Annotated in this window: 15 protein-coding genes; 12 read left to right on the top strand and 3 right to left on the bottom strand. The window is 60.4% G+C overall.

Translation table 11 applies throughout. The features are described from left to right. Positions 1-286: 286 nt before the first annotated feature. The 4 genes from ccoG to ccoS are packed head-to-tail and all read left to right on the top strand — an operon-like array spanning position 287 to position 4,537. Positions 287-1,732, top strand: coding sequence for a cytochrome c oxidase accessory protein CcoG (gene ccoG / locus C8N42_RS08205; protein WP_107816082.1), 1,446 nt, complete (start codon positions 287-289; stop codon positions 1,730-1,732). 3 nt (positions 1,733-1,735) lie between these two features. Then, positions 1,736-2,194, top strand: a complete 459-nt coding sequence (locus tag C8N42_RS08200; protein WP_107816081.1) for a FixH family protein — start codon at positions 1,736-1,738, stop codon at positions 2,192-2,194. Between the two features lie 10 nt (positions 2,195-2,204). Beyond that, positions 2,205-4,382, top strand: coding sequence for a heavy metal translocating P-type ATPase (locus C8N42_RS08195; protein ID WP_107816080.1), 2,178 nt, complete (start codon positions 2,205-2,207; stop codon positions 4,380-4,382). Continuing rightward, on the top strand, positions 4,379-4,537 hold the full coding sequence (gene ccoS, locus C8N42_RS08190; protein WP_107816079.1) for a cbb3-type cytochrome oxidase assembly protein CcoS: 159 nt from the start codon (positions 4,379-4,381) through the stop codon (positions 4,535-4,537). The genes C8N42_RS08195 and ccoS overlap by 4 nt, the downstream gene beginning before the upstream one ends. Here the strand turns inward: ccoS and C8N42_RS08185 are convergent. Further along, positions 4,534-5,142, bottom strand: coding sequence for an arylesterase (locus C8N42_RS08185; protein ID WP_245890004.1), 609 nt, complete (start codon positions 5,140-5,142; stop codon positions 4,534-4,536). The genes ccoS and C8N42_RS08185 overlap by 4 nt on opposite strands. Before the next feature lie 88 nt (positions 5,143-5,230). Here C8N42_RS08185 and C8N42_RS08180 point away from each other — a divergent pair, with 88 nt between their 5' ends. Then, entirely contained in the window at positions 5,231-5,911 is a 681-nt protein-coding gene (locus tag C8N42_RS08180) for an ABC transporter ATP-binding protein (RefSeq protein WP_107816077.1), read from the top strand. Between the two features lie 20 nt (positions 5,912-5,931). After that, positions 5,932-8,442 carry an ABC transporter permease gene (locus C8N42_RS08175; protein WP_107816076.1) on the top strand — a complete coding sequence of 837 codons (2,511 nt, stop codon included), beginning with the start codon at positions 5,932-5,934 and terminating at the stop codon, positions 8,440-8,442. Here C8N42_RS08175 and C8N42_RS08170 read toward each other — a convergent pair. Together C8N42_RS08170 and C8N42_RS08165 are read right to left on the bottom strand one after the other, a co-directional pair. Continuing rightward, positions 8,439-9,602 carry an acetate/propionate family kinase gene (locus C8N42_RS08170; protein ID WP_107816075.1) on the bottom strand — a complete coding sequence of 388 codons (1,164 nt, stop codon included), beginning with the start codon at positions 9,600-9,602 and terminating at the stop codon, positions 8,439-8,441. The two genes, C8N42_RS08175 and C8N42_RS08170, sit on opposite strands and share 4 nt — an antisense overlap. Continuing rightward, positions 9,602-10,993, bottom strand: coding sequence for a bifunctional enoyl-CoA hydratase/phosphate acetyltransferase (locus tag C8N42_RS08165; protein ID WP_107816074.1), 1,392 nt, complete (start codon positions 10,991-10,993; stop codon positions 9,602-9,604). Before C8N42_RS08165 ends, C8N42_RS08170 begins: the two co-directional genes overlap by 1 nt. Positions 10,994-11,640: 647 nt before the next feature. Between C8N42_RS08165 and urtA the strand changes: the two genes are divergently transcribed. The 6 genes from urtA to C8N42_RS08135 all read left to right on the top strand — a co-directional run bounded on the left by urtA (position 11,641) and on the right by C8N42_RS08135 (position 18,902). Beyond that, positions 11,641-12,936, top strand: coding sequence for an urea ABC transporter substrate-binding protein (gene urtA / locus C8N42_RS08160; RefSeq protein WP_107816073.1), 1,296 nt, complete (start codon positions 11,641-11,643; stop codon positions 12,934-12,936). Between the two features lie 62 nt (positions 12,937-12,998). Beyond that, positions 12,999-14,966: an urea ABC transporter permease subunit UrtB gene (urtB, locus tag C8N42_RS08155; RefSeq protein ID WP_107816072.1), complete on the top strand. Its 1,968-nt coding sequence runs from the start codon at positions 12,999-13,001 to the stop codon at positions 14,964-14,966. Positions 14,967-14,969: 3 nt separating this feature from the next. Beyond that, the gene (gene urtC, locus C8N42_RS08150; RefSeq protein ID WP_107816071.1) at positions 14,970-16,196 is read left to right on the top strand and encodes an urea ABC transporter permease subunit UrtC; all 1,227 of its coding nucleotides are present in this window, start codon (positions 14,970-14,972) and stop codon (positions 16,194-16,196) included. After that, positions 16,193-16,942 (top strand): urea ABC transporter ATP-binding protein UrtD, encoded by a 750-nt coding sequence (urtD, locus tag C8N42_RS08145; protein WP_107816070.1) that lies wholly within the window; start codon positions 16,193-16,195, stop codon positions 16,940-16,942. Before urtC ends, urtD begins: the two co-directional genes overlap by 4 nt. A 13-nt stretch (positions 16,943-16,955) precedes the next feature. Next, positions 16,956-17,654 carry an urea ABC transporter ATP-binding subunit UrtE gene (gene urtE, locus C8N42_RS08140; RefSeq protein WP_107816069.1) on the top strand — a complete coding sequence of 233 codons (699 nt, stop codon included), beginning with the start codon at positions 16,956-16,958 and terminating at the stop codon, positions 17,652-17,654. A gap of 135 nt (positions 17,655-17,789) precedes the next feature. Continuing rightward, positions 17,790-18,902, top strand: coding sequence for a LacI family DNA-binding transcriptional regulator (locus C8N42_RS08135; protein ID WP_245890002.1), 1,113 nt, complete (start codon positions 17,790-17,792; stop codon positions 18,900-18,902). Positions 18,903-18,922: the final 20 nt, after the last annotated feature.

The following is an 18,922-nucleotide window of genomic DNA, read 5'->3' as shown; positions in this document are numbered from 1 at the left end:
TCATGGAATCCGGGCGGTCACGCCCGGGTTGCGGCACCGGCCCTTGATCCTGTTCGCGCGTTTCTTCAGGGTCGGTGCCCACAAACATCGGCAAACCGCAGCGCCTCATGCTGCGGTTTTCTCTTAAGTTTCACGGGCATTGTGTGGCAGCATGCCGCATGCCCAAGGCGTGTTTTTGATGCACCTTTTAACCGGCCTTCACAAAAGTTTGATGCACATCAAGGCTGTGTAAGGGTGCCGCTCCCATTAAGGGAAAAAACGCGAACAGTCGAAAAGGCAACGCTCCATGAGCTCTACCGACAACTCCCCCGAACATAAGCTTTATTCCGCCCGAGAGCCGATCTTTCCCCGTCGCGTGAAGGGGAAATTCCGCTCCCTCAAGTGGATCATCATGGCTGTGACGCTGGGCATCTATTACCTGTCGCCATGGATTCGTTGGGATCGTGGTCCCGAACTGCCCGATCAGGCGATCCTGATCGACCTCGCCAACCGTCGTTTCTTTTTTTTCTGGATCGAGATTTGGCCGCATGAATTCTATTTCATCGCCGGCCTTCTGATCATGGCGGGGCTCGGGCTGTTTCTGTTCACCTCCGCCGCCGGGCGGATCTGGTGTGGCTATGCCTGCCCGCAGACCGTCTGGACCGACCTTTTCATCTTGACGGAGCGCTGGATCGAGGGGGATCGCAACGCCCGCCTGCGTCTGCACCGCCAAAAGAAAATGGATTTCCACAAATTCCGCCTGCGTGTGGAGAAATATCTGGCCTGGATTCTCATCGGTCTGGCGACCGGCGGGGCCTGGGTGTTCTATTTCACCGATGCGCCGACCCTGCTGCGTGATCTGGTCACGGGGCAGGCGCATCCGGTGGCTTACATGACGATGGCGATCCTGACCGCGACCACCGTGTTCTTCGGCGGCATGGCGCGTGAGCAGGTCTGTATCTACGCCTGCCCCTGGCCGCGGATTCAGGCGGCGATGATGGACGAGGACACTTTGACCGTGGGTTATCGCCACTGGCGGGGTGAGCCGCGCGGCAAGCACCGCAAGGGCGCGGGCGCAGAGCAACTTGGGGATTGCATCGACTGCATGGCTTGCGTGAACGTCTGTCCGATGGGCATCGACATTCGCGACGGGCAACAGCTCGAATGCATCACCTGCGCGCTGTGCATCGATGCCTGTAACGAGATGATGGACAAGATCGGCAAGCCGCGTGGCCTCATCGACTATATGGCGCTGACCGACGAACCGCGTGAGATTGCGGGTGAGGCACCGAAGCCTGTGTGGAAACACATCTTCCGCCCGCGTACCATTCTCTACACAGTGCTGTGGGCCGGTGTCGGCGTCGCACTGATCTGGGCGCTCTTTGCCCGTGCAGACATCGACATGACGGTCGCACCGGTGCGCAACCCGACCTATGTGATGCAGTCCGACGGCTCGATCCGCAACATTTACGATCTGCGTTTGCGCAACAAGCATGGCGAAGAGCGGGAATTCCGTGTTAGCGTCACGGGCGACGACACTCTGACGGTGACGTTGCAGGATTCCGACACGACCGCAGGAGACACGATTGCGGTGAAAGCCGACGAGATGCGCATCGTGCGCGCCTATGTCGAAGCGCCTGCCGGGTCCAAGGCGACCATCTCCGATCGCACGGAATTCACCTTCTGGGTCGAAGATGGTATTGCCAACGAACGGGTTTCTGTCGACTCGGTCTTCAACGGTAAGGGACAATAAAACATGGCACGCGAAATCACGGGAAAACATGTCCTCATCGGCACGGTGTCGGCCTTTGCCGTGATCATCGGGGTCAATGTCTTCATGGCCGTTCAGGCCGTGAAGACTTTCCCGGGGCTTGAGACCGCCAATTCCTATGGTGTCTCGCAGACCTTCAATCGCGACAAACAGGCTCAGGAGGCTCTGGGCTGGACGGTCGAGGCGGTGGACGATCAGGAGCATCTGTTCGTCTTCATCCGTGACGCCGGAGGCAATCCCGTCGAGGTTGCAGAGATCGGTGGTACGCTGGGGCGTGCCACCACCGTCGTGGACGATCAACAGCCCGAATTCAGCTTTAACGGGGAGGCCTATGTGGCCGAAACCGGGGTACTGGCGGCGGGCAACTGGAACTACCGGATGACGGCCACTGCGCTGGATGGAACGCATTTCACCCAGCGGATCGTCATCCATGTGAAACGCTGAAGGCAAACCTATGTCCGAGGTTCAGATCTCGGCCTGTCCGGCCTGTGTGGCCGCTCCGGCCGCCGAGGAAACGGCCCACGCGCGTGACGTTCGTGACACGCGTTTCGTGCTGTCGCTGCCTGCGATCTATTGCGCGGCCTGTATTTCGGGGGTTGAGCGTGAACTGACCAAACAGCCCGGCGTCCATGCCGCGCGAGTCAATCTTACGTTGAAGCGTGCGCAGGTCGAGGCGGATGAGGATGTCTCCGTCGACGATCTGATTGGGGCTCTGACGAAGGCGGGCTACGAGGCTTATGAACTCGACGCCAGCGCTATTTCCGCGACCGAGACGGACAGGAAGGGTCGCGCGATCCTGACCCGTATCGCGGTGTCGGGCTTTGCGATGATGAACGTCATGCTTTTGTCCATCGCGGTCTGGTCCGGGGCGTCTGATGTGACGCGCGACATGTTCCACTGGGTGTCCGCCGCCATTGCGCTCCCGGCCATCGCCTATGCCGCACAGCCATTCTTCGGGTCCGCTTGGACGGCGCTCAAGGCCAGACGGCTCAACATGGATGTGCCGATCTCGCTCGCGATCCTGCTGGCGGGGGGAATGTCCCTGTTCGAGACCATGGAATCCGGGCGCCATGCCTACTTCGATGCCGCACTTTCGCTGACCTTCTTCCTTCTGGCCGGACGCTATCTCGATTACCGGACCCGTTCCGTTGCCCGCTCCGCCGCCGAGGAACTCGCCGCCCTCGAAGTGCCGCGTGTGACTTTGGTCGATGGTACGGTGATTTCGATCAAGGATCTGGAAAAGGGTGCGCTGGTACGGGTCGTGCCCGGCGCGCGTGTGCCGGTCGACGGCATTGTCGTCGAGGGCGCTTCCGAACTGGATCGCTCTCTGCTTACCGGAGAAAGCCTTCCGGTGGAAACCAGTGTCGACAGCATCGTTTCTGCCGGCGAGGTGAATCTGACCGGCCCGCTGGTGGTCAAGGTTACGGCTGCGGGCGAGGACAGTTCGCTGCACCGCATGGCCGATCTTGTCGCCATGGCGGAGACCTCGCGCAACAAATACACCTCTCTCGCGGATCGCGCCGCGCAGATTTATGCGCCGACGGTGCATCTTCTTGCGCTGGCCGCCTTCATTGGCTGGATGGTCGCGACCATGGATTTGCGCCATTCGCTCAATGTTGCGGTCGCGGTTCTGATCATCACCTGCCCCTGTGCGCTCGGACTTGCCGTGCCCGCCGTGACCACCGCCGCCTCCGGGCGTCTGTTCCGGGCCGGGATGCTGATCAAATCCGCCACGGCGATCGAGCGTCTGGCCGAGGTGGACACGGTGGTGTTCGACAAGACCGGGACGCTGACCGAGGGCAAGCCGGAGCTTGCAAACCTCAAGGACATTGCGCCGCATGCGCGCTCCGTTGCCATGGCTTTGGCTGCGGGCTCCGCGCATCCGCTCTCAGGTGCGCTGTTCGAGGCCGCGCGTGCTGCGGACATCGTGCCTGCACCGGTTCGTGATATTCGTGAAGTGCCGGGGCAGGGTGTCGAAGGGATGTTGGGCGATAAGACGGTGCGTCTTGGACGTGCAACCTGGCTCGGTGCCGTGGGACTGTCGCAAACCGCGACCTATCTTCGGATCGGAGAAGACGCGCCCATCGCTTTCACCTTTGTCGATCATCTGCGCGAAGGCGCGGCCGATGCGGTCGCCTCCCTCAAGCGTCAGGGCATGGATGTTGTCCTGCTCTCCGGCGATGCGCCTGCCGCCGTGGCGGACATCGCGCAGCGGATCGGGATCGAGGCCTGGGATGCCGAATGCCTGCCGGAGGCCAAGGCGTTGCGTGTGGCCGAACTGACGCGCTCCGGGCGCAAGGTTCTGATGGTGGGTGACGGTCTCAACGACACCGCCGCCCTCGCTGCCGCTCATGTGTCGATTTCGCCGGCCTCCGCGCTTGAAGCCACCCGCGTCGTCTCCGACATGGTGCTCTTGGGCAAATCGCTCGCGCCCATCGGTGAGGCCACGCGTGTATCCGTCTCCGCCACCCGGCGGATCAGGGAGAATTTCAACATCGCGACGCTTTACAACCTCGTTGCCATTCCGGTCGCGCTTGCGGGCTATGCCACGCCGCTGGCCGCAGCACTGGCCATGTCCGCGAGTTCCATCACCGTCTCGCTCAACGCGCTTCGCCTCAGGGGAAAATCATGAACGTTCTCGTCTATCTCATCCCGATCTCGATCTTTCTCGGCGGGCTTGGGCTTGCGGGGTTCTTCTGGTCGATCCGTTCGCGACAATATGACGACCCGGAAGGGGATGCGAACCGCATCCTCACGGGCGAGTATGACGACCACCCGAAATCCTAATTTGAGGCTTGTTCTGCAAGCTCTGCCACTTTCGGCCCGAGCGCCTCGACGATCACCGACACACCCTCGGCATTCGGATGGATGCCGTCGGGTTGCATGTAGCTCCTGAGCACCTCGTCCCAAGGGGCAAGGTCGGTAAGAGGTTTCAGGAAACCCTCGAAATACAGCGTGCCGTATTCTGCGGCCAACTCCGGATGGATTACGTCAAACGCGGCCTTGTACTCCGCGCCATAATTGCCGGGGGCCTGCATGCCGACGAGCAGCACGGGAATGTCTTTCGTCCTGGCCGCATCGAGAATGCCGGCAAGATTGGCGCGGGTCAGATCGGGAGACAGGCCGCGCAACAGATCGTTGCCGCCAAGGGTCACGATCATCGCCCCGATGTCCGGCGTCAAGGTCCAGTCTACCCGCGACAACCCGCCCGCCGTGGTGTCGCCGGAGACGCCCGCATTGACGATGACGGCGTCGACGTCATGGGCATCGAGCCAGCTCTGCAACTGACCCGTGAAGCCATCCTGGGCGATCAATCCGTAACCCTGTGTCAGGCTGTCGCCCAAGGCGGCGATGCGGAGGGGATCGGCAGAAGCGGCGGTTGCCCAGAGCATGACCCAAATCTTGACCAAAAACCCAAGGCAATGCTTGCGGATACCAGGCGCAGCCCCATATTTTTCGAAGAGAGTTGAAAGGAAACCCATGGAGCCGATCATTTCCACGACGGATGCCCGTCTCACCCTCGACGGCAACGCGGGCCGTGTCGAAATTTTACGGGGCATCACGTTCGAGGTCACACGGGGTGAAACGCTTGCGCTCATTGGGCCTTCGGGATCGGGCAAATCCTCTCTCCTCATGTTGTTGGGCGGGCTTGAGAGTGCCAGCGCCGGTCAGATTTCCGTGCTCGGGCGCGATCTCACCACGATGAACGAGGATGAGTTGGCGCGCTTTCGCAGGGATCATATGGGGGTGGTGTTCCAATCCTTCCACCTTATTCCCACCATGACCGCTTTGGAAAATGTCGCAATCCCTCTGGAACTCGCGGGTGTCTCCGATGCGTTCGAGAGGGCGAAGGCTGAACTTGAGAGTGTTGGCCTCGGCGCTCGCCTCGATCATTACCCGGCGCAGATGTCCGGTGGCGAGCAACAGCGCGTGGCGCTGGCCCGCGCCTCCGCGCCGCGCCCGGAGATTTTGCTGGCCGACGAGCCGACCGGCAATCTCGATGGCGCGACCGGGGAGGCGATCATGGAGCTTCTGAAGGGGTTGCGCGACCGCCATGGCGCGACATTGATCATGGTGACGCATTCGCCGGAACTGGCGGAGCGCTGTGATCGGGTGATCCGTTTGCGCGACGGACGGTTGGAGACGGAGGCTCCGGCGTGAGCCTGCGCTCAGACGTGAGCATGGCCTGGACCATCGCCCGGCGCGAGTTGCGGGCCGGGGTGCGCGGCTTTCGCATCCTGATCCTGTGTCTTCTGCTCGGCGTGGCCGCCATTGCCGCCGTGACCTCCGTGCGCGACAGCATCTCCAAAGGGCTCGCCCGCGAAGGTGCGTCGCTTCTGGGTGGTGATGCGGAGATGGAGTTCACCTATCGCTTCGCCACCCCGGAGGAGCGGGGCTGGATGGAGGCCCGGTCGGTTCACCTGTCCGAGATTGCCGATTTCCGCTCCATGCTGAGTGTTGACGAGGAGCGTGCGCTGACGCAGGTGAAAGCCGTGGATGCGGCTTATCCGTTGATTGGCACGGTGGAGCTTTCACCCGAGATGCCATTGGCGCAGGCTTTGGTCGGGCAGGGTGAGCTACCCGGCATCGTGCTCGACCCGATGCTGATGGAGCGTCTCGACCTGTCGCTTGGCGATGAGGTGCGGATCGGCGATGTGCCCTTTGTCGTCATGGCCGAATTGACCCGCGAGCCGGATGACACGGGGGCGGGTTTTACCCTCGGTCCGCGCAGCATCGTGGCGCTGTCCGCATTACAGGACAGCTCTTTGCTTGCGCCCGGCACCCTGTTCGAGAGTGCGTATCGTCTTGATCTGCCGGAAGGAACCAATCTCGATGCTTTTAAGGTGCGCGCCGAGGTGGAGGTGGCTGGCGGCGGGTTCCGTTGGCGCGATGCGCGCAACGGTGCGCCGGGGGTCAACCGGTTCGTGGAACAGCTCGGCTCCTTTCTGGTGCTTGTCGGTCTGGCCGGTCTTGCGGTGGGCGGTGTCGGTGTGTCGGCTGCGGTGCGCGCCTATCTCGACCGCAAGATCGCGGTGATTGCGACGCTCAAGACGCTCGGCGCGACGCGGCGCACGATCTTTCTCACCTATCTGTTGCAGATCAGTGTCCTGACCGGCGGGGCGATCCTTGTTGGGGTGCTGCTTGGCGGGCTTGTGCCGCTCGTTGCGATGCCCTTCATCCAGACGCTTTTGCCGGTTCCGGTTGAGCGTGGTGTGCAAATCGCGCCGCTGCTGGAAGCGGCACTCTATGGCGCTTTGGCCAGTGCGCTTTTCGTCCTCTGGCCCCTGTCACGGGCCGAACGTATTCGCCCCGCAGCGCTCTATCGGGATGCGTTGTTCGGACTGAAAGGTCTGCCGCGCTGGCCCTATCTGATTACCATGTTTTTGCTGCTCGCAGTACTTGTTCTCAGCGCTGCGTTGCTTTCCGACAACGTGCGGCTTGTGCTCTGGACATTTCTCGGTCTGGCCACCGCTTTTGCCGCGCTTGTGCTGGCCGGACGCGGGCTGGCCCGGCTGGCGCGTCGACTTACGCGGTTGAAACCCCTGCGCCGCAACCTGCCTTTGCGTCTCGCATTGGGATCGGTCGGTGGTCCGGGGAGCGAGGCGGTGTCGGTTGTCCTCTCGCTCGGTCTCGGGCTCACCGTGCTCTCCGCCATCGGCCAGATTGACGCCAATATGCGCGGGGCAATTGCCCGTGATCTGCCGGAGCGGGCTCCGTCCTATTACGTGGTGGACATTCAACCGGATCAGATTGCCGGGCTGACGGAGCGGGTGACACACGATCCCGGCGTCACGCGGTTTCAAAGCGCACCGATGTTACGCGGGCTGATCACGAAGATCAACGGGCAGGATGCCGAAGCGGTGGCCGGGCCGCATTGGGTGCTGCGCGGGGATCGCGGGGTGACCTATGCGGGGGCCAAGCCGGAGAATGTAAAGGTTCTGTCGGGCAAATGGTGGTCGTCCGACGAGGCGGAGCCGCAGATCAGTTTCGCCGCACAGGAAGGCGAGGAGATGGGGCTGAACCTCGGGGATACGATTACGATCAACATTCTCGGGCGCGACATCACCGGCAGGATCACTTCGTTTCAGGATGTGAATTTTTCGAGCGCCGGGATGGGATTTATCCTGACCATGAACGAGGCGGCGCTGGCGGGCGCGCCGCACACATGGATCGCCACGATCTATGCCGAACCCGAGGCGGAGGCTCCGCTGATCCGCGATCTGGCGAAGGCCTATCCGAACATCACCACCATCCGGGTGCGTGATGCCATCGACCGGGTGGTCGCGATTTTGCAAAGCATTGCGGCCGCGACAACGTTGGGTGCGACCGCGACCCTGATCACGGGCGCGATTGTCCTGATCGGGGCTGCGGCGGCCGGAGAGGATCGCAGGCGCTACGAGGCGGCGGTGCTCAAGACGCTTGGCGCATCACGCGGGAAAATCCTGACCAGCTTTGCTCTGCGTGCGCTGATCCTTGGGGCCGGGGCCGGGATCGTGGCGTTGGTCACCGGGGCGCTTGGGGCCTGGGCGGTGATCCATTTCGTGATGGAAACGGAGTTTTCCCTGTCGCTCGGGGCGGCGCTTTGGATCGTCCTCGGCGGTATCGCGATGACCTCACTCACTTCGCTGTGGTTCTTGTGGCGCGCGATGCAGGTCCGCCCGGCGCGTGTGCTCCGGGCGGCTGAGGGTTAATGCGCTGGCGAAAGCGCCTTTGCTACAGCGTTAGCGATCACCTGTTCCTCATCGGTCGGCAGCACGAAAACCGGGGTCGGACCTTTGGCGATTTCCTTGGCGTTGCGGGCATTTGCCTCTTCGTCCGGGACGATGCCAAGGAACCCGAGCCGCTCAATGATCTGTTGACGGATGTTGGGAGAGTTCTCCCCAATGCCGCCACAGAACACCAGCGCGTCGATCCCCGACAGCGTCGCCGCCATGGCGCCGATCTCGCGCCGCACGCGGTAGACGAAATATTCTACCGCGTCCTTCGCCCCCTGCTCATCGGAGGCTTCCAGCACCTGCATGTCAGGACTGATGCCCGACAGGCCCAGAAGACCGGATTCGTAATAGAGCATATGGGTCAGTTCCTGAGGCGTCATGCCCTCGGTTTCCAGGAGATAAAGCAGGATGCCGGGGTCGAGATGGCCGGAGCGGGTGGACATCGGAATGCCGTCGAGCGGTGAAAACCCCATGGAGGAGGAAATCGAGTGCCCGGCGTTGACGGCACAGATCGACGCGCCGCTGCCCAAATGACAGATGATGATCCGCTTGCCATGCAGGTCGGGGCGCTCGCGGATGAGTTGATGTGAGACGTAATCGTAGCTCAGCCCATGAAAGCCATAGCGCTTGATGCCCTGTTTGTAGAATTTACGCGGGATGGCGTAAATGTCGTTTTCCCACGGGTGGTTGCGGTGAAAGGCCGTGTCGAAACAGCCGATCTGCAAGGCATAGGGAAAGGCGCGTTTCGCCGCTTCGACCGCCGACAGGTTGTGTGGTTGATGCAAGGGGGCGAGCGGGTTGAACGTGGCGAGATCCGCCATCACCTCGTCGGTCAGTTCCGTGGGCGTGGCGCGCAGCGGTCCGCCATGGACGATCCGGTGCCCGACACCGGCGACGTCCTGCCCGTTGAGAAGCGGGGTGATCTTGTCGAGAATGACCTCAAGCGCCTGACCCTGATCCTTGGCGTCGATGAGTTCCGGGCCTTTCGGCCCGCCCGATTTGAACTGAAAACTCGGAGTCGAGCCGATCCCTTGCACCTGTCCGCGGGCGATGCACTCCGGGGTCTCCGCTGTCTTGTAAAGTGCGAATTTGACCGAGGAAGACCCGGCATTCACTGTCAGAATGCGCTGTCCCATCAGATATGCACTCCAACGCGTTGGGCATGAAGCGCGGCCACGGCGCAGGAGGCAAGGCGTGATTTGTCGCTGTCCGAACGGGAGTTCAGCACGATCGGGCAACGCGCGCCGATCACCACGCCCGCGGCTTCGGCATGGGCGATGAAACTCAGTTCCTTGGCCAACATGTTGCCGCTTTCCAGATTGGGTGCCACGAGGATTTCCGCCTGTCCGGCGACAAGGCTTTTGAGCCCCTTGGTTCGCGCCGCAGACAGGCTGACCGCATTGTCCATCGCCAGTGGTCCGTCGACCATGCCACCGGTGATCTGGCCGCGATCGGCCATTTTCGACAGGGCCGCCGCATCGAGGGTCGAGGGGATTTGCGGGTTGATGGTTTCCACCGCCGACAACACCCCGACCTTGGGCGTCTCGATGCCGAGGCTCTGGGCGAGGTCAATGGCGTTTTGCACGATATCGACCTTGGTCGGCAGATCGGGCGCGATGTTGATCGCTGCGTCGGTTACCAGCAAAAGGTGGTTGAGGCCGGGGACATCCATGACAAAGATATGGCTGATCCGCCGACCGGTCTTCAGCCCGCCATTCGTACGCAGGATCGGGCGCAAAAGGTCGTCCGTGTGAAGATGGCCCTTCATGATCGCGCCTGCGCGGCCCTCATGCACCATGGTGACCGCGGTTTGGGCGGCTTCGGGATGGGTGGCGCAATCCACGATGTCGATCCCGTCGAGGGACAATCCGTTTTGCTCTGCGACGGATCGAATTTTCGCTGCGTTTCCAATAAGGATGGGAATGATGAGCGTGTGTTTGGCGGCCATCAACGCGCCGCGCAGGGAATTTTCCTCTTCCGGTGCGACGACGGCCATACGCACGGCGGGGAGGGGTTCGGCCATTTCGAGCAGTTTGTCGAAATGGCGATGACTTTCGACGGTCAGTCCGGGGACGTCGTGGATGTCGAAGGAATGTTTTTCGGTCGGGGCGAACACTTCCGCCTCTCCCTCGACCAGGACTGTGCCGTCAGCAAGGGCGACGGTGGTTTCGAAAATCGCACTGCGCTCGTCTGTCTTGCGGATCAGCTTGACGCGCGCGACGAGTTCATCGCCGGCATGTGCGCGTCCCAAAAACCTGAGGGTCTGGGATTTATAGAGCGTGCCCGGCCCCGGAAGTTTGTTGCCGAGCACGGAAGAAATCAGAGAACCGACCCAGAAGGACGGCGCAACGGCCTCCGGTTTGCCGTCCTTGTCCCCGTCCTCTTTCGGAAGATGCAGCGGGTTGAGGTTGCCGGAGGCATGGGCAAAGACATAGAGGTCATCTGCCACACAGAGGCGGCGGTTTTCGGCTTCCATCCCGACTTCAAGTTCATCGAAGGGGACATTCTCAAATATCGTCACGTGCAATCCTTGCTGTGTCTGGCGTTACCCGCCCGGAGCCTTGTTCATTTCCCCTGTCCTATCAAGCCTTTCTCTAAGTTTCATGAAGCTAATTGAATATCTTGCCGGATTTGCGACAGGAGGTCGCAGTCGGGGGTATACTCGCAACAGCCTTTGTACAGTGACGGAGCATGCCGGTCGTTGAGTCGCTTTGGCCTTCCGTCCCGAGCTGTCTTTGAATGGGATGGCGAGGGCAGGTGTCACTGGAGTGAAATCGAGTATGGATGGCATGGAATCATTCTGCTCCGTGCCAGGACGCACACTTTTGAAGCCGCGCAGGAAAGTGACAGGAATGTCAGCATTTGCGCAAAAAACAGGCAACTAGAGCCAATTGCCCGCATTGCGACCTGTGCGGTTGTATACAGTCTTGTGTGCGTGTTTTGCCTGTCCAAACTCGGGTTCGCGCTTGTGCCGATATTCATGATCACCGCTTCCGAAATGTGAAAGGGAGGGGCGTGCGTAAAGAGCCGACTTGTCGGCTGGCTGTTGGCGCAACGAGGAAACCATCTGACGCTGCACAGGAGGTCGTTGGCGTTTTTCATTTAAATCCAAGCATATGGATATGAGCGCTTTGCGCGACGCCCACGGGTTTTGCAGCATCCAACAAGGGGAACATGGACGTGACAATTCAACTCAAGGCCACTCTGGCGTCGGCTCTTTTCGCCAGTACCGCGCTTGCCTCAAGCGCCTTTGCCGCCGATTGCCCGATCAAGGTCGGTGTGCTGCACTCACTCTCGGGCACGATGGCGATTTCTGAGACGACTCTGAAAGACACCATGCTGATGCTCGTGGACGCGCAGAACGAGAAAGGTGGCGTTCTGGGCTGTGAGCTCGAAGCCGTGGTGGTCGATCCGGCCTCCGACTGGCCGCTCTTCGCCGAGAAAGCGCGCGAACTTCTGACCGTGCACGATGTCGATGTGATTTTTGGCAACTGGACTTCCGTGTCGCGCAAATCGGTGTTGCCGGTGATCGAGGAACTCAACGGTCTTCTGTTCTACCCGGTGCAGTATGAAGGGGAAGAGTCGTCCAAAAACGTATTCTACACCGGTGCCGCGCCGAACCAGCAGGCGATCCCGGCCACGGATTACTTCCTCGACGAACTGGGGGTCGAAAAATTCGCGCTTCTGGGGACCGACTATGTCTATCCGCGCACCACGAATAACATTCTCGAGTCCTACCTGAAATCCAAGGGCATCGCGGAAGAGGATATCTTCGTCAACTATACGCCCTTCGGTCATTCCGACTGGTCCAAGATCGTCGCCGACGTCGTGGCGCTGGGCGCGGATGGCAAAAAGGTTGGTGTGATCTCCACGATCAACGGCGATGCCAACATCGGTTTCTACAAGGAACTCGCTGCGGCTGGCATCTCCGCCGATGATATCCCGGTCGTGGCCTTCTCCGTCGGTGAGGAAGAGCTCTCCGGTCTCGACACCACCAACCTTGTCGGTCATCTCGCCGCATGGAACTACTTCATGTCCGCCGACACGCCGGAAAACGCCGCCTTCATCGAGCAGTGGCATGCCTTCATCGGTGACGAGGCCCGTGTGACCAATGACCCGATGGAAGCTCATTACATCGGTTTCAACATGTGGGTGAACGCGGTGACCGAGGCTGAAACCACCGATGTGGATGCGGTGCGCGAGCATATGTGGGGGCAGGAATTCCCGAACCTCACGGGGGGCACCGCCGTGATGGGGGTGAACCATCACCTCTCCAAACCGGTGCTGATCGGCGAAATTCAGGAAGATGGTCAGTTCGACATCATCTCCGAGACCGATCCTGTGCCGGGCGATGCATGGACCGATTACCTGCCGGAATCGGCGGTGCTGAAATCCGATTGGAAGGACCTCGGTTGCGGCATGTACAACACCGAGACCGAAACCTGCGTGCAGATCAAATCCAACTACTGATCTGGCATCTGATCCGGAGAGGCGCATGCCGCCTCTCCGTCCTCCTAATCGGAAAGACCCACATGATCGGCCGCCTATTTTCTGCGTGTCTGATGTTGCTGACCTGTGCGCTCCCGGTACAGGCGCAGGAGCGAACCATTCAGGACGTGCTTCAGGAGCACCGTGTCGAGATCGAGACATCCTCTCGCAAAACGATTGCACCTGCCATCGACGCCATTGCCAGTTCCGGCCTGCCCGCCGCGCAGACCGTGCTTGAGAAATGGCAGAACAAGGATATGTGGCAACGCAAGGCCGATGGTCTGTTCTTTTACGCCACGCCTGCGGACGGCGGGACCTATACGCTTTTCGATTTCGACAGCGGCGAAACGGTGGGGGTGTTCGAGAAAGGCGATCTCGATCAGCTCAAGCCGAACTCCGGCATCCGTGCCATGATCGGCGCGGCTCTGGTGCAGTTCCAACTGAACGATCCCGATCCTGTGCGGCGTCGTGAGGCGCTGTTGGCGATTCAGCGTGATGGTGAGGCCAGCCACCTTGCGCCGTTGCGCGCCGCGATCGAGACGGAGACCGATCCTGAAATCAAGCAATTGAAAGAAGTGACCGAGCGCTTGTTGACGATCTCTTTCGACAAGGATGACGCGGCGCGGGTCGAAGCCATCGAGAGTTTCCGGGGCTCCATAACGCTTGATGCGCGCGCCGCACTCAATCCGCTTTTGTCGACATCTCTGGCCTATGCGCCGCCAGAGGACGCTAATATTGCCGAACATGTCCATTCCCGGTTTGATGGCCGACATATGCCTGAGGGTGTGACGCGATCAGAGGCCGTTGCTTTGTTGCAAAAGCATGGCGTACTGGGAGCAATTCCCGATGAACAATCCATTCATGACGCCTTGGTGGCGCATATGGTGAATGATCAGGTGGGCGGCATTCAACGCCAGGATCTGGGCAGTCCTGACGCTCGTTACAAAGCCTATGATGCGCTTGTCGCAGAAGGTCTGGTGCCCGCACGGATCTCGGAATACGATGTATCCGAGACTTTGGCGTACAGCCCGCTTGCATTGGTCTATGATGAACGCTCCAAGGCTGTGACCGACGCTGCAAAAGTGACGCTCTCCTCGATCAGCCGTGCGGTCGCTTTCAACCAGTTCCTCGATCTCTCGCTTGACGGGTTGTCTCTGGCCTCGATCTATTTCCTTGCGGCCATCGGGCTGGCCATTACTTTCGGCGTCATGGGCGTGATCAACATGGCCCATGGCGAGTTCATCATGATGGGCGCCTATACCGGCTATGTCGTGCAACAGATCGTGCCGGATTACACCGTCTCGATCCTCCTTGCGATCCCGCTGGCCTTTGCCGTCACCTTTGCCGCCGGTGTTGCGATGGAACGGCTGATCATTCGCTGGCTTTACAACCGGCCTCTGGAAACGCTTCTGGCGACTTTCGGTGTCTCCATCGCGCTGCAACAAATCGCCAAGAACATCTTCGGCACTCAGGCGCGTCCGCTGACCTCGCCGGGCTGGCTCGATGGGGCGCTGACCTTCAACGACGTGGTGTCGATCTCTTACATCCGCATTGCGATCTTCGTGCTTGCGCTGATTTTCCTCGGCGTCTTCCTTTTCATCATGAAGAAGACCCGCCTCGGCCTCGAAACCCGTGCCGTGACCCAGAACCCACGCATGGCGGCCTCGATGGGGATCAACCCGGACAAGGTAAACATGCTGACCTTCGGGCTCGGCTCCGGCATTGCGGGTGTTGCGGGCGTGGCCATCGGGCTCTATGCGAAAGTGACCTCCGAGCTTGGGCAGGATTATATCGTGCAAAGCTTCATGACCGTGGTCGTGGGCGGTGTCGGCAATATCTGGGGCACACTTCTGGGTGCTGGCCTGATCGGCTTCCTGCAAAAGGGCATCGAGTGGTTCAACCCGTCCAACACGCTGGCGGCGCAGACCTACATGATCATCTTCATCATCATTTTCATCCAGTTCCGACCGAAGGGCATCATCGCCCTCAAAGGTCGTGCGGCTGGGGATTGAGCCATGGATATGTTTAAGAAAAATCCCTCTCTGCCGGTCTTTATCGCTGTTCTGGTGATTTTTACCCTCGCCGTGACCTTCCTGTCGGAGGCTTACGGTGCGGGGGCGATTTCCACGTCTTTTGTCAAGACCTTGGGCAAGACGCTCTGCCTCGCGCTGGTCGCCATCGCGATGGATCTGGTCTGGGGCTACACGGGCATTCTCTCCCTCGGCCATTTCGCCTTTTTCGGGCTGGGTGGCTATATGATTGGCATGTGGCTGATGTATGCGCGCACGAAGATCATCGTGCTCGAAAGCCTTGCCAACGCTCCACTGCCGCCGACCGCCTCCGAGATTTCGGATGCCATCGGGACGCAAATTTTCGGTGTCGTTGGTTCGTCGGAATTTCCGCTGGTCTGGTATTTCGCTCATAGCTTCTGGGCGCAGATCGCTCTGGTCGTTCTTGTGCCCGGCCTTCTGGCGCTGGTCTTCGGCTGGCTCGCCTTCCGCTCGCGGGTCACTGGCGTGTATCTGTCGATCCTGACCCAGGCGATGACGTTGGCGCTGTCCCTCTACCTGTTCCAGAACGACTCCGGCCTGCGCGGCAACAACGGTCTTTCCGGTTTGCAAAACCTCCCCGGTGTGGACGGAATTTCACAGGATTACATCTCGATCTGGTTTTTCTGGGCCTCAGCCTTCGCGCTCTTGCTGACCTACCTGATCGCCGCCTTCATTGTCTCCGGCAAGTTCGGCTCCGTCATTCGCGGCATCCGTGACGACGAAGCGCGGGTGCGGTTCCTTGGTTATTCGGTCGAGGGGTTCAAGCTTTTCGTCTTCACCCTCACGGCGGTGATCGCAGCCATCGGCGGGGCGCTTTATTACCCGCAGGCGGGGATCATCAACCCCGCCGAGATCGCCCCTATTGCTTCGATCTATCTCGCGGTCTGGGTCGCCATCGGCGGGCGCGGGCGCATCTATGGCGCGGTGATCGGCGCGGCTTTCGTGTCGCTCGTCTCGACATGGTTCACCGGCGGTCAGGCCCCCGATGTCAACCTCGGATTCTATACGATCAAATGGGTCGACTGGTGGCTTGTGCTTCTGGGGCTGTCCTTCGTCCTTGTGACGCTCTTCGCCCCGAAAGGTATCGGCGGTCTGTTCGACCTGATCTCCGGGCGTCTGTCGCCGAACCGACACGGTGTACCGCTCGGCCCCGACAAAGGCAGCTTGCGCGAAGAGGAGGCGGAGAAATGAGCGGGTCGGGCACACTTCTCGAAGTCTCCGGCATCTCCGTCACGTTCGACGGCTTCCGGGCGATCAACAACCTGTCGTTCAACATCGGCCACGCCGAGTTGCGCGCCATCATCGGGCCGAACGGGGCGGGCAAGACGACCTTCATGGACATCGTGACCGGCAAAACCAAGCCCGACGAGGGCAAGGTGTTGTGGGGCGAGTTGTCGCGCAACCTGATCGGTATGAACGAGGCGAAAATTGCCCGTGCTGGCATCGGGCGCAAGTTTCAGCGCCCCACTGTGTTCGAGGACCAGACGGTGTTCGAGAATCTGCTCATGGCGGTGAAGAACGACCGCAACCCTCTTGCAGTTCTGTTCTTTAAGCCGAAATTCAAGGACCTTGCGAAGGTCGAGGAACTGGCCTCCGAGATCGGTCTCGCGGAACAACTCTCACGCAAATCCGGTGAGCTGTCGCATGGGCAGAAGCAATGGCTTGAGATCGGCATGTTGCTGGCGCAGGATCCGAAGCTTTTGCTGGTCGATGAACCAGCGGCGGGGATGACGCTGGGCGAGCGCGAGCACACCACAGACATCCTGAAAGAGGCGGCGAAAACTCGTGCCGTGGTCGTCGTGGAGCACGATATGGAATTCGTTCGGCGGCTCGACTGCAAAGTCACCGTTCTGCACGAGGGTTCGGTTCTGGCCGAAGGCTCGCTCGATCACGTGACGAAAAATCAGGACGTGATTGACGTCTATCTGGGCCGTTGAAGGAGAGGGTACCATGCTCGAAGTCAAAAACCTCTCGCTGCATTACGGCGGTTCGCAAATCCTTTATGATGTCGATCTGTCGGCTCAAGCGGGTAAGGTGACCTGTGTCATGGGGACCAACGGCGTGGGCAAAACCTCCCTGATGAAAGCAATCTCCGGCACGCATCCGCGGTCTGGCGGGACCATGGTGCTTGACGGCGAAGACGTCGGCAAAGCCCCCGCGCATGAGCTGGCGCACAAAGGCGTCGCCATCGTGCCGCAGGGGCGGATGATTTTTCCGCTCCTGACGGTGAAGGAAAACCTTGAAAGCGGCTTCACCTGTTTGCCGAAATCCGAACATGTCATCCCGGATGAGATTTTCGAACTGTTCCCGATCCTCAAGGAGTTCATGAACCGTCGTGGAGGCGATCTCTCCGGCGGGCAGCAACAGCAACTCGCCATCGCCCGCGCCCTGATCATCAAACCGAAACTCCTGTTGCTCGATGAGCCGACCGAAGGCATTCAGCCTAATATCATTCAGCAGATCGGTCGGGTGATCTCCCTTTTGCGTGACCGGAGCGACATGGCGATCGTGCTTGTCGAACAGTATTTCGAATTCGCCTACGACCTCGCCGACCAGCTCGTGTTCATGGAGCGTGGGCGGGTTACCTCCACTCATGATAAAACCGATATTTCCAGGGAGGATGCTGCCAAGGTTTTTCGCATCGCCTGATTTTCTTCCGTATTTCAAATCCTTCCGAAAATGCTGCGCAGCATGCTGTTCATCTGCGCAATCGGACTGTTTGATAAAAAAACATTGCCGAAACCGGTTTCGGAAACGCAGTGTGAGCGAGAGGAGGCGAATCAAGTGCGGTCAAACGGAACCATCGACCGTCGTGCGCGCGACACTGCGCGGGTGACGATATCGGATTTGTCCCGGGCCCTGAGCCTGACCAAAGGCACTGTTTCGCGCGCGCTCAATGGTTATCCCGACATTTCAGAGGCCACGCGCACACGGGTCATTCGCGCTGCGCAGGCCATGGGCTATCGTCCCCTGAGCCATGCGCAGGCGATCAAGACCGGGCGGAGTTGTTCGCTTGGGCTGGTGGTCGAATTGTCCCAACACGACGCGCACCGTCCCTTCCTTGCCGAATTTCTCGCGGGTCTGACACAGGCGGCCTCCGCCGAAGGCTGGACCCTGACCATCGCGACCTCGGAAAGTGAGGCGGACACGATCCGTATCATGCGCGACCTCGTGCGCGACCGGAAAGCCGACGGGTTCATCCTTCAGCGGGTGCTTTGGGAAGACCCGCGTATCGCCTATCTTGAACGCGAGAACGTGCCCTTTATCTGCTATGGTCGGCCAAAACATCGAGAAAACATGTCTTATTTCGATGTCATGAGTGAAGCGGCCATGGCGGATGCGATCAACTGGCTGACCCGGCTCGGACATGAGCGCATCGGCTATATCGGCTCGGCGGAACACTATGCCTTTTCCCATGCCCGGCGCGATGGTTACCGCGCGGGGTTGACCACAGTGGGTTTGCCTTTCGACCCGACTTTGATGGTCGAAGGGGCGCTGTCCCCCGAACATTCCGCTCGCGCGACACGACAGCTTCTTGCGCTCGACAGGCCGCCAACGGCAATCCTTTGTGCCACCGATACGCTGGCGCGCGGTGTCTATGAGGTTGCGAACACGCTCGGTCTGCAAATCGGATCGGAGTTTTCGGTCGTGGGCTATGACGGCGCACCCGAGGGGCAGGCGATGTGGCCGCGTCTCGCGACCTTTGCCGTGGACAATCGTCAGGCGGGGGCGCGGCTCGGGGAAATGTTCATCGCGCGGATGCAGGAGCCGGAGTCCCCCGTGACCCAGAGCGTGATCCGGGCAACTTTCAATCCGGGCAGTTCCACGGGACGGCCTGCGCTACTGTCGGAGCAACTGGCGCAGCATCTGGCCGATCTGGCCGCTGTCACAACGTAATTTTCATCAACTCAGGGAGA

Origin of the sequence: Celeribacter persicus (assembly GCF_003050785.1) — a bacterium.
GTDB classification, from domain to species: domain Bacteria; phylum Pseudomonadota; class Alphaproteobacteria; order Rhodobacterales; family Rhodobacteraceae; genus Celeribacter; species Celeribacter persicus.
The sequence above is the reverse complement of the archived record's forward strand: the minus strand, read 5'-3'. Positions and strand labels throughout refer to the sequence as shown.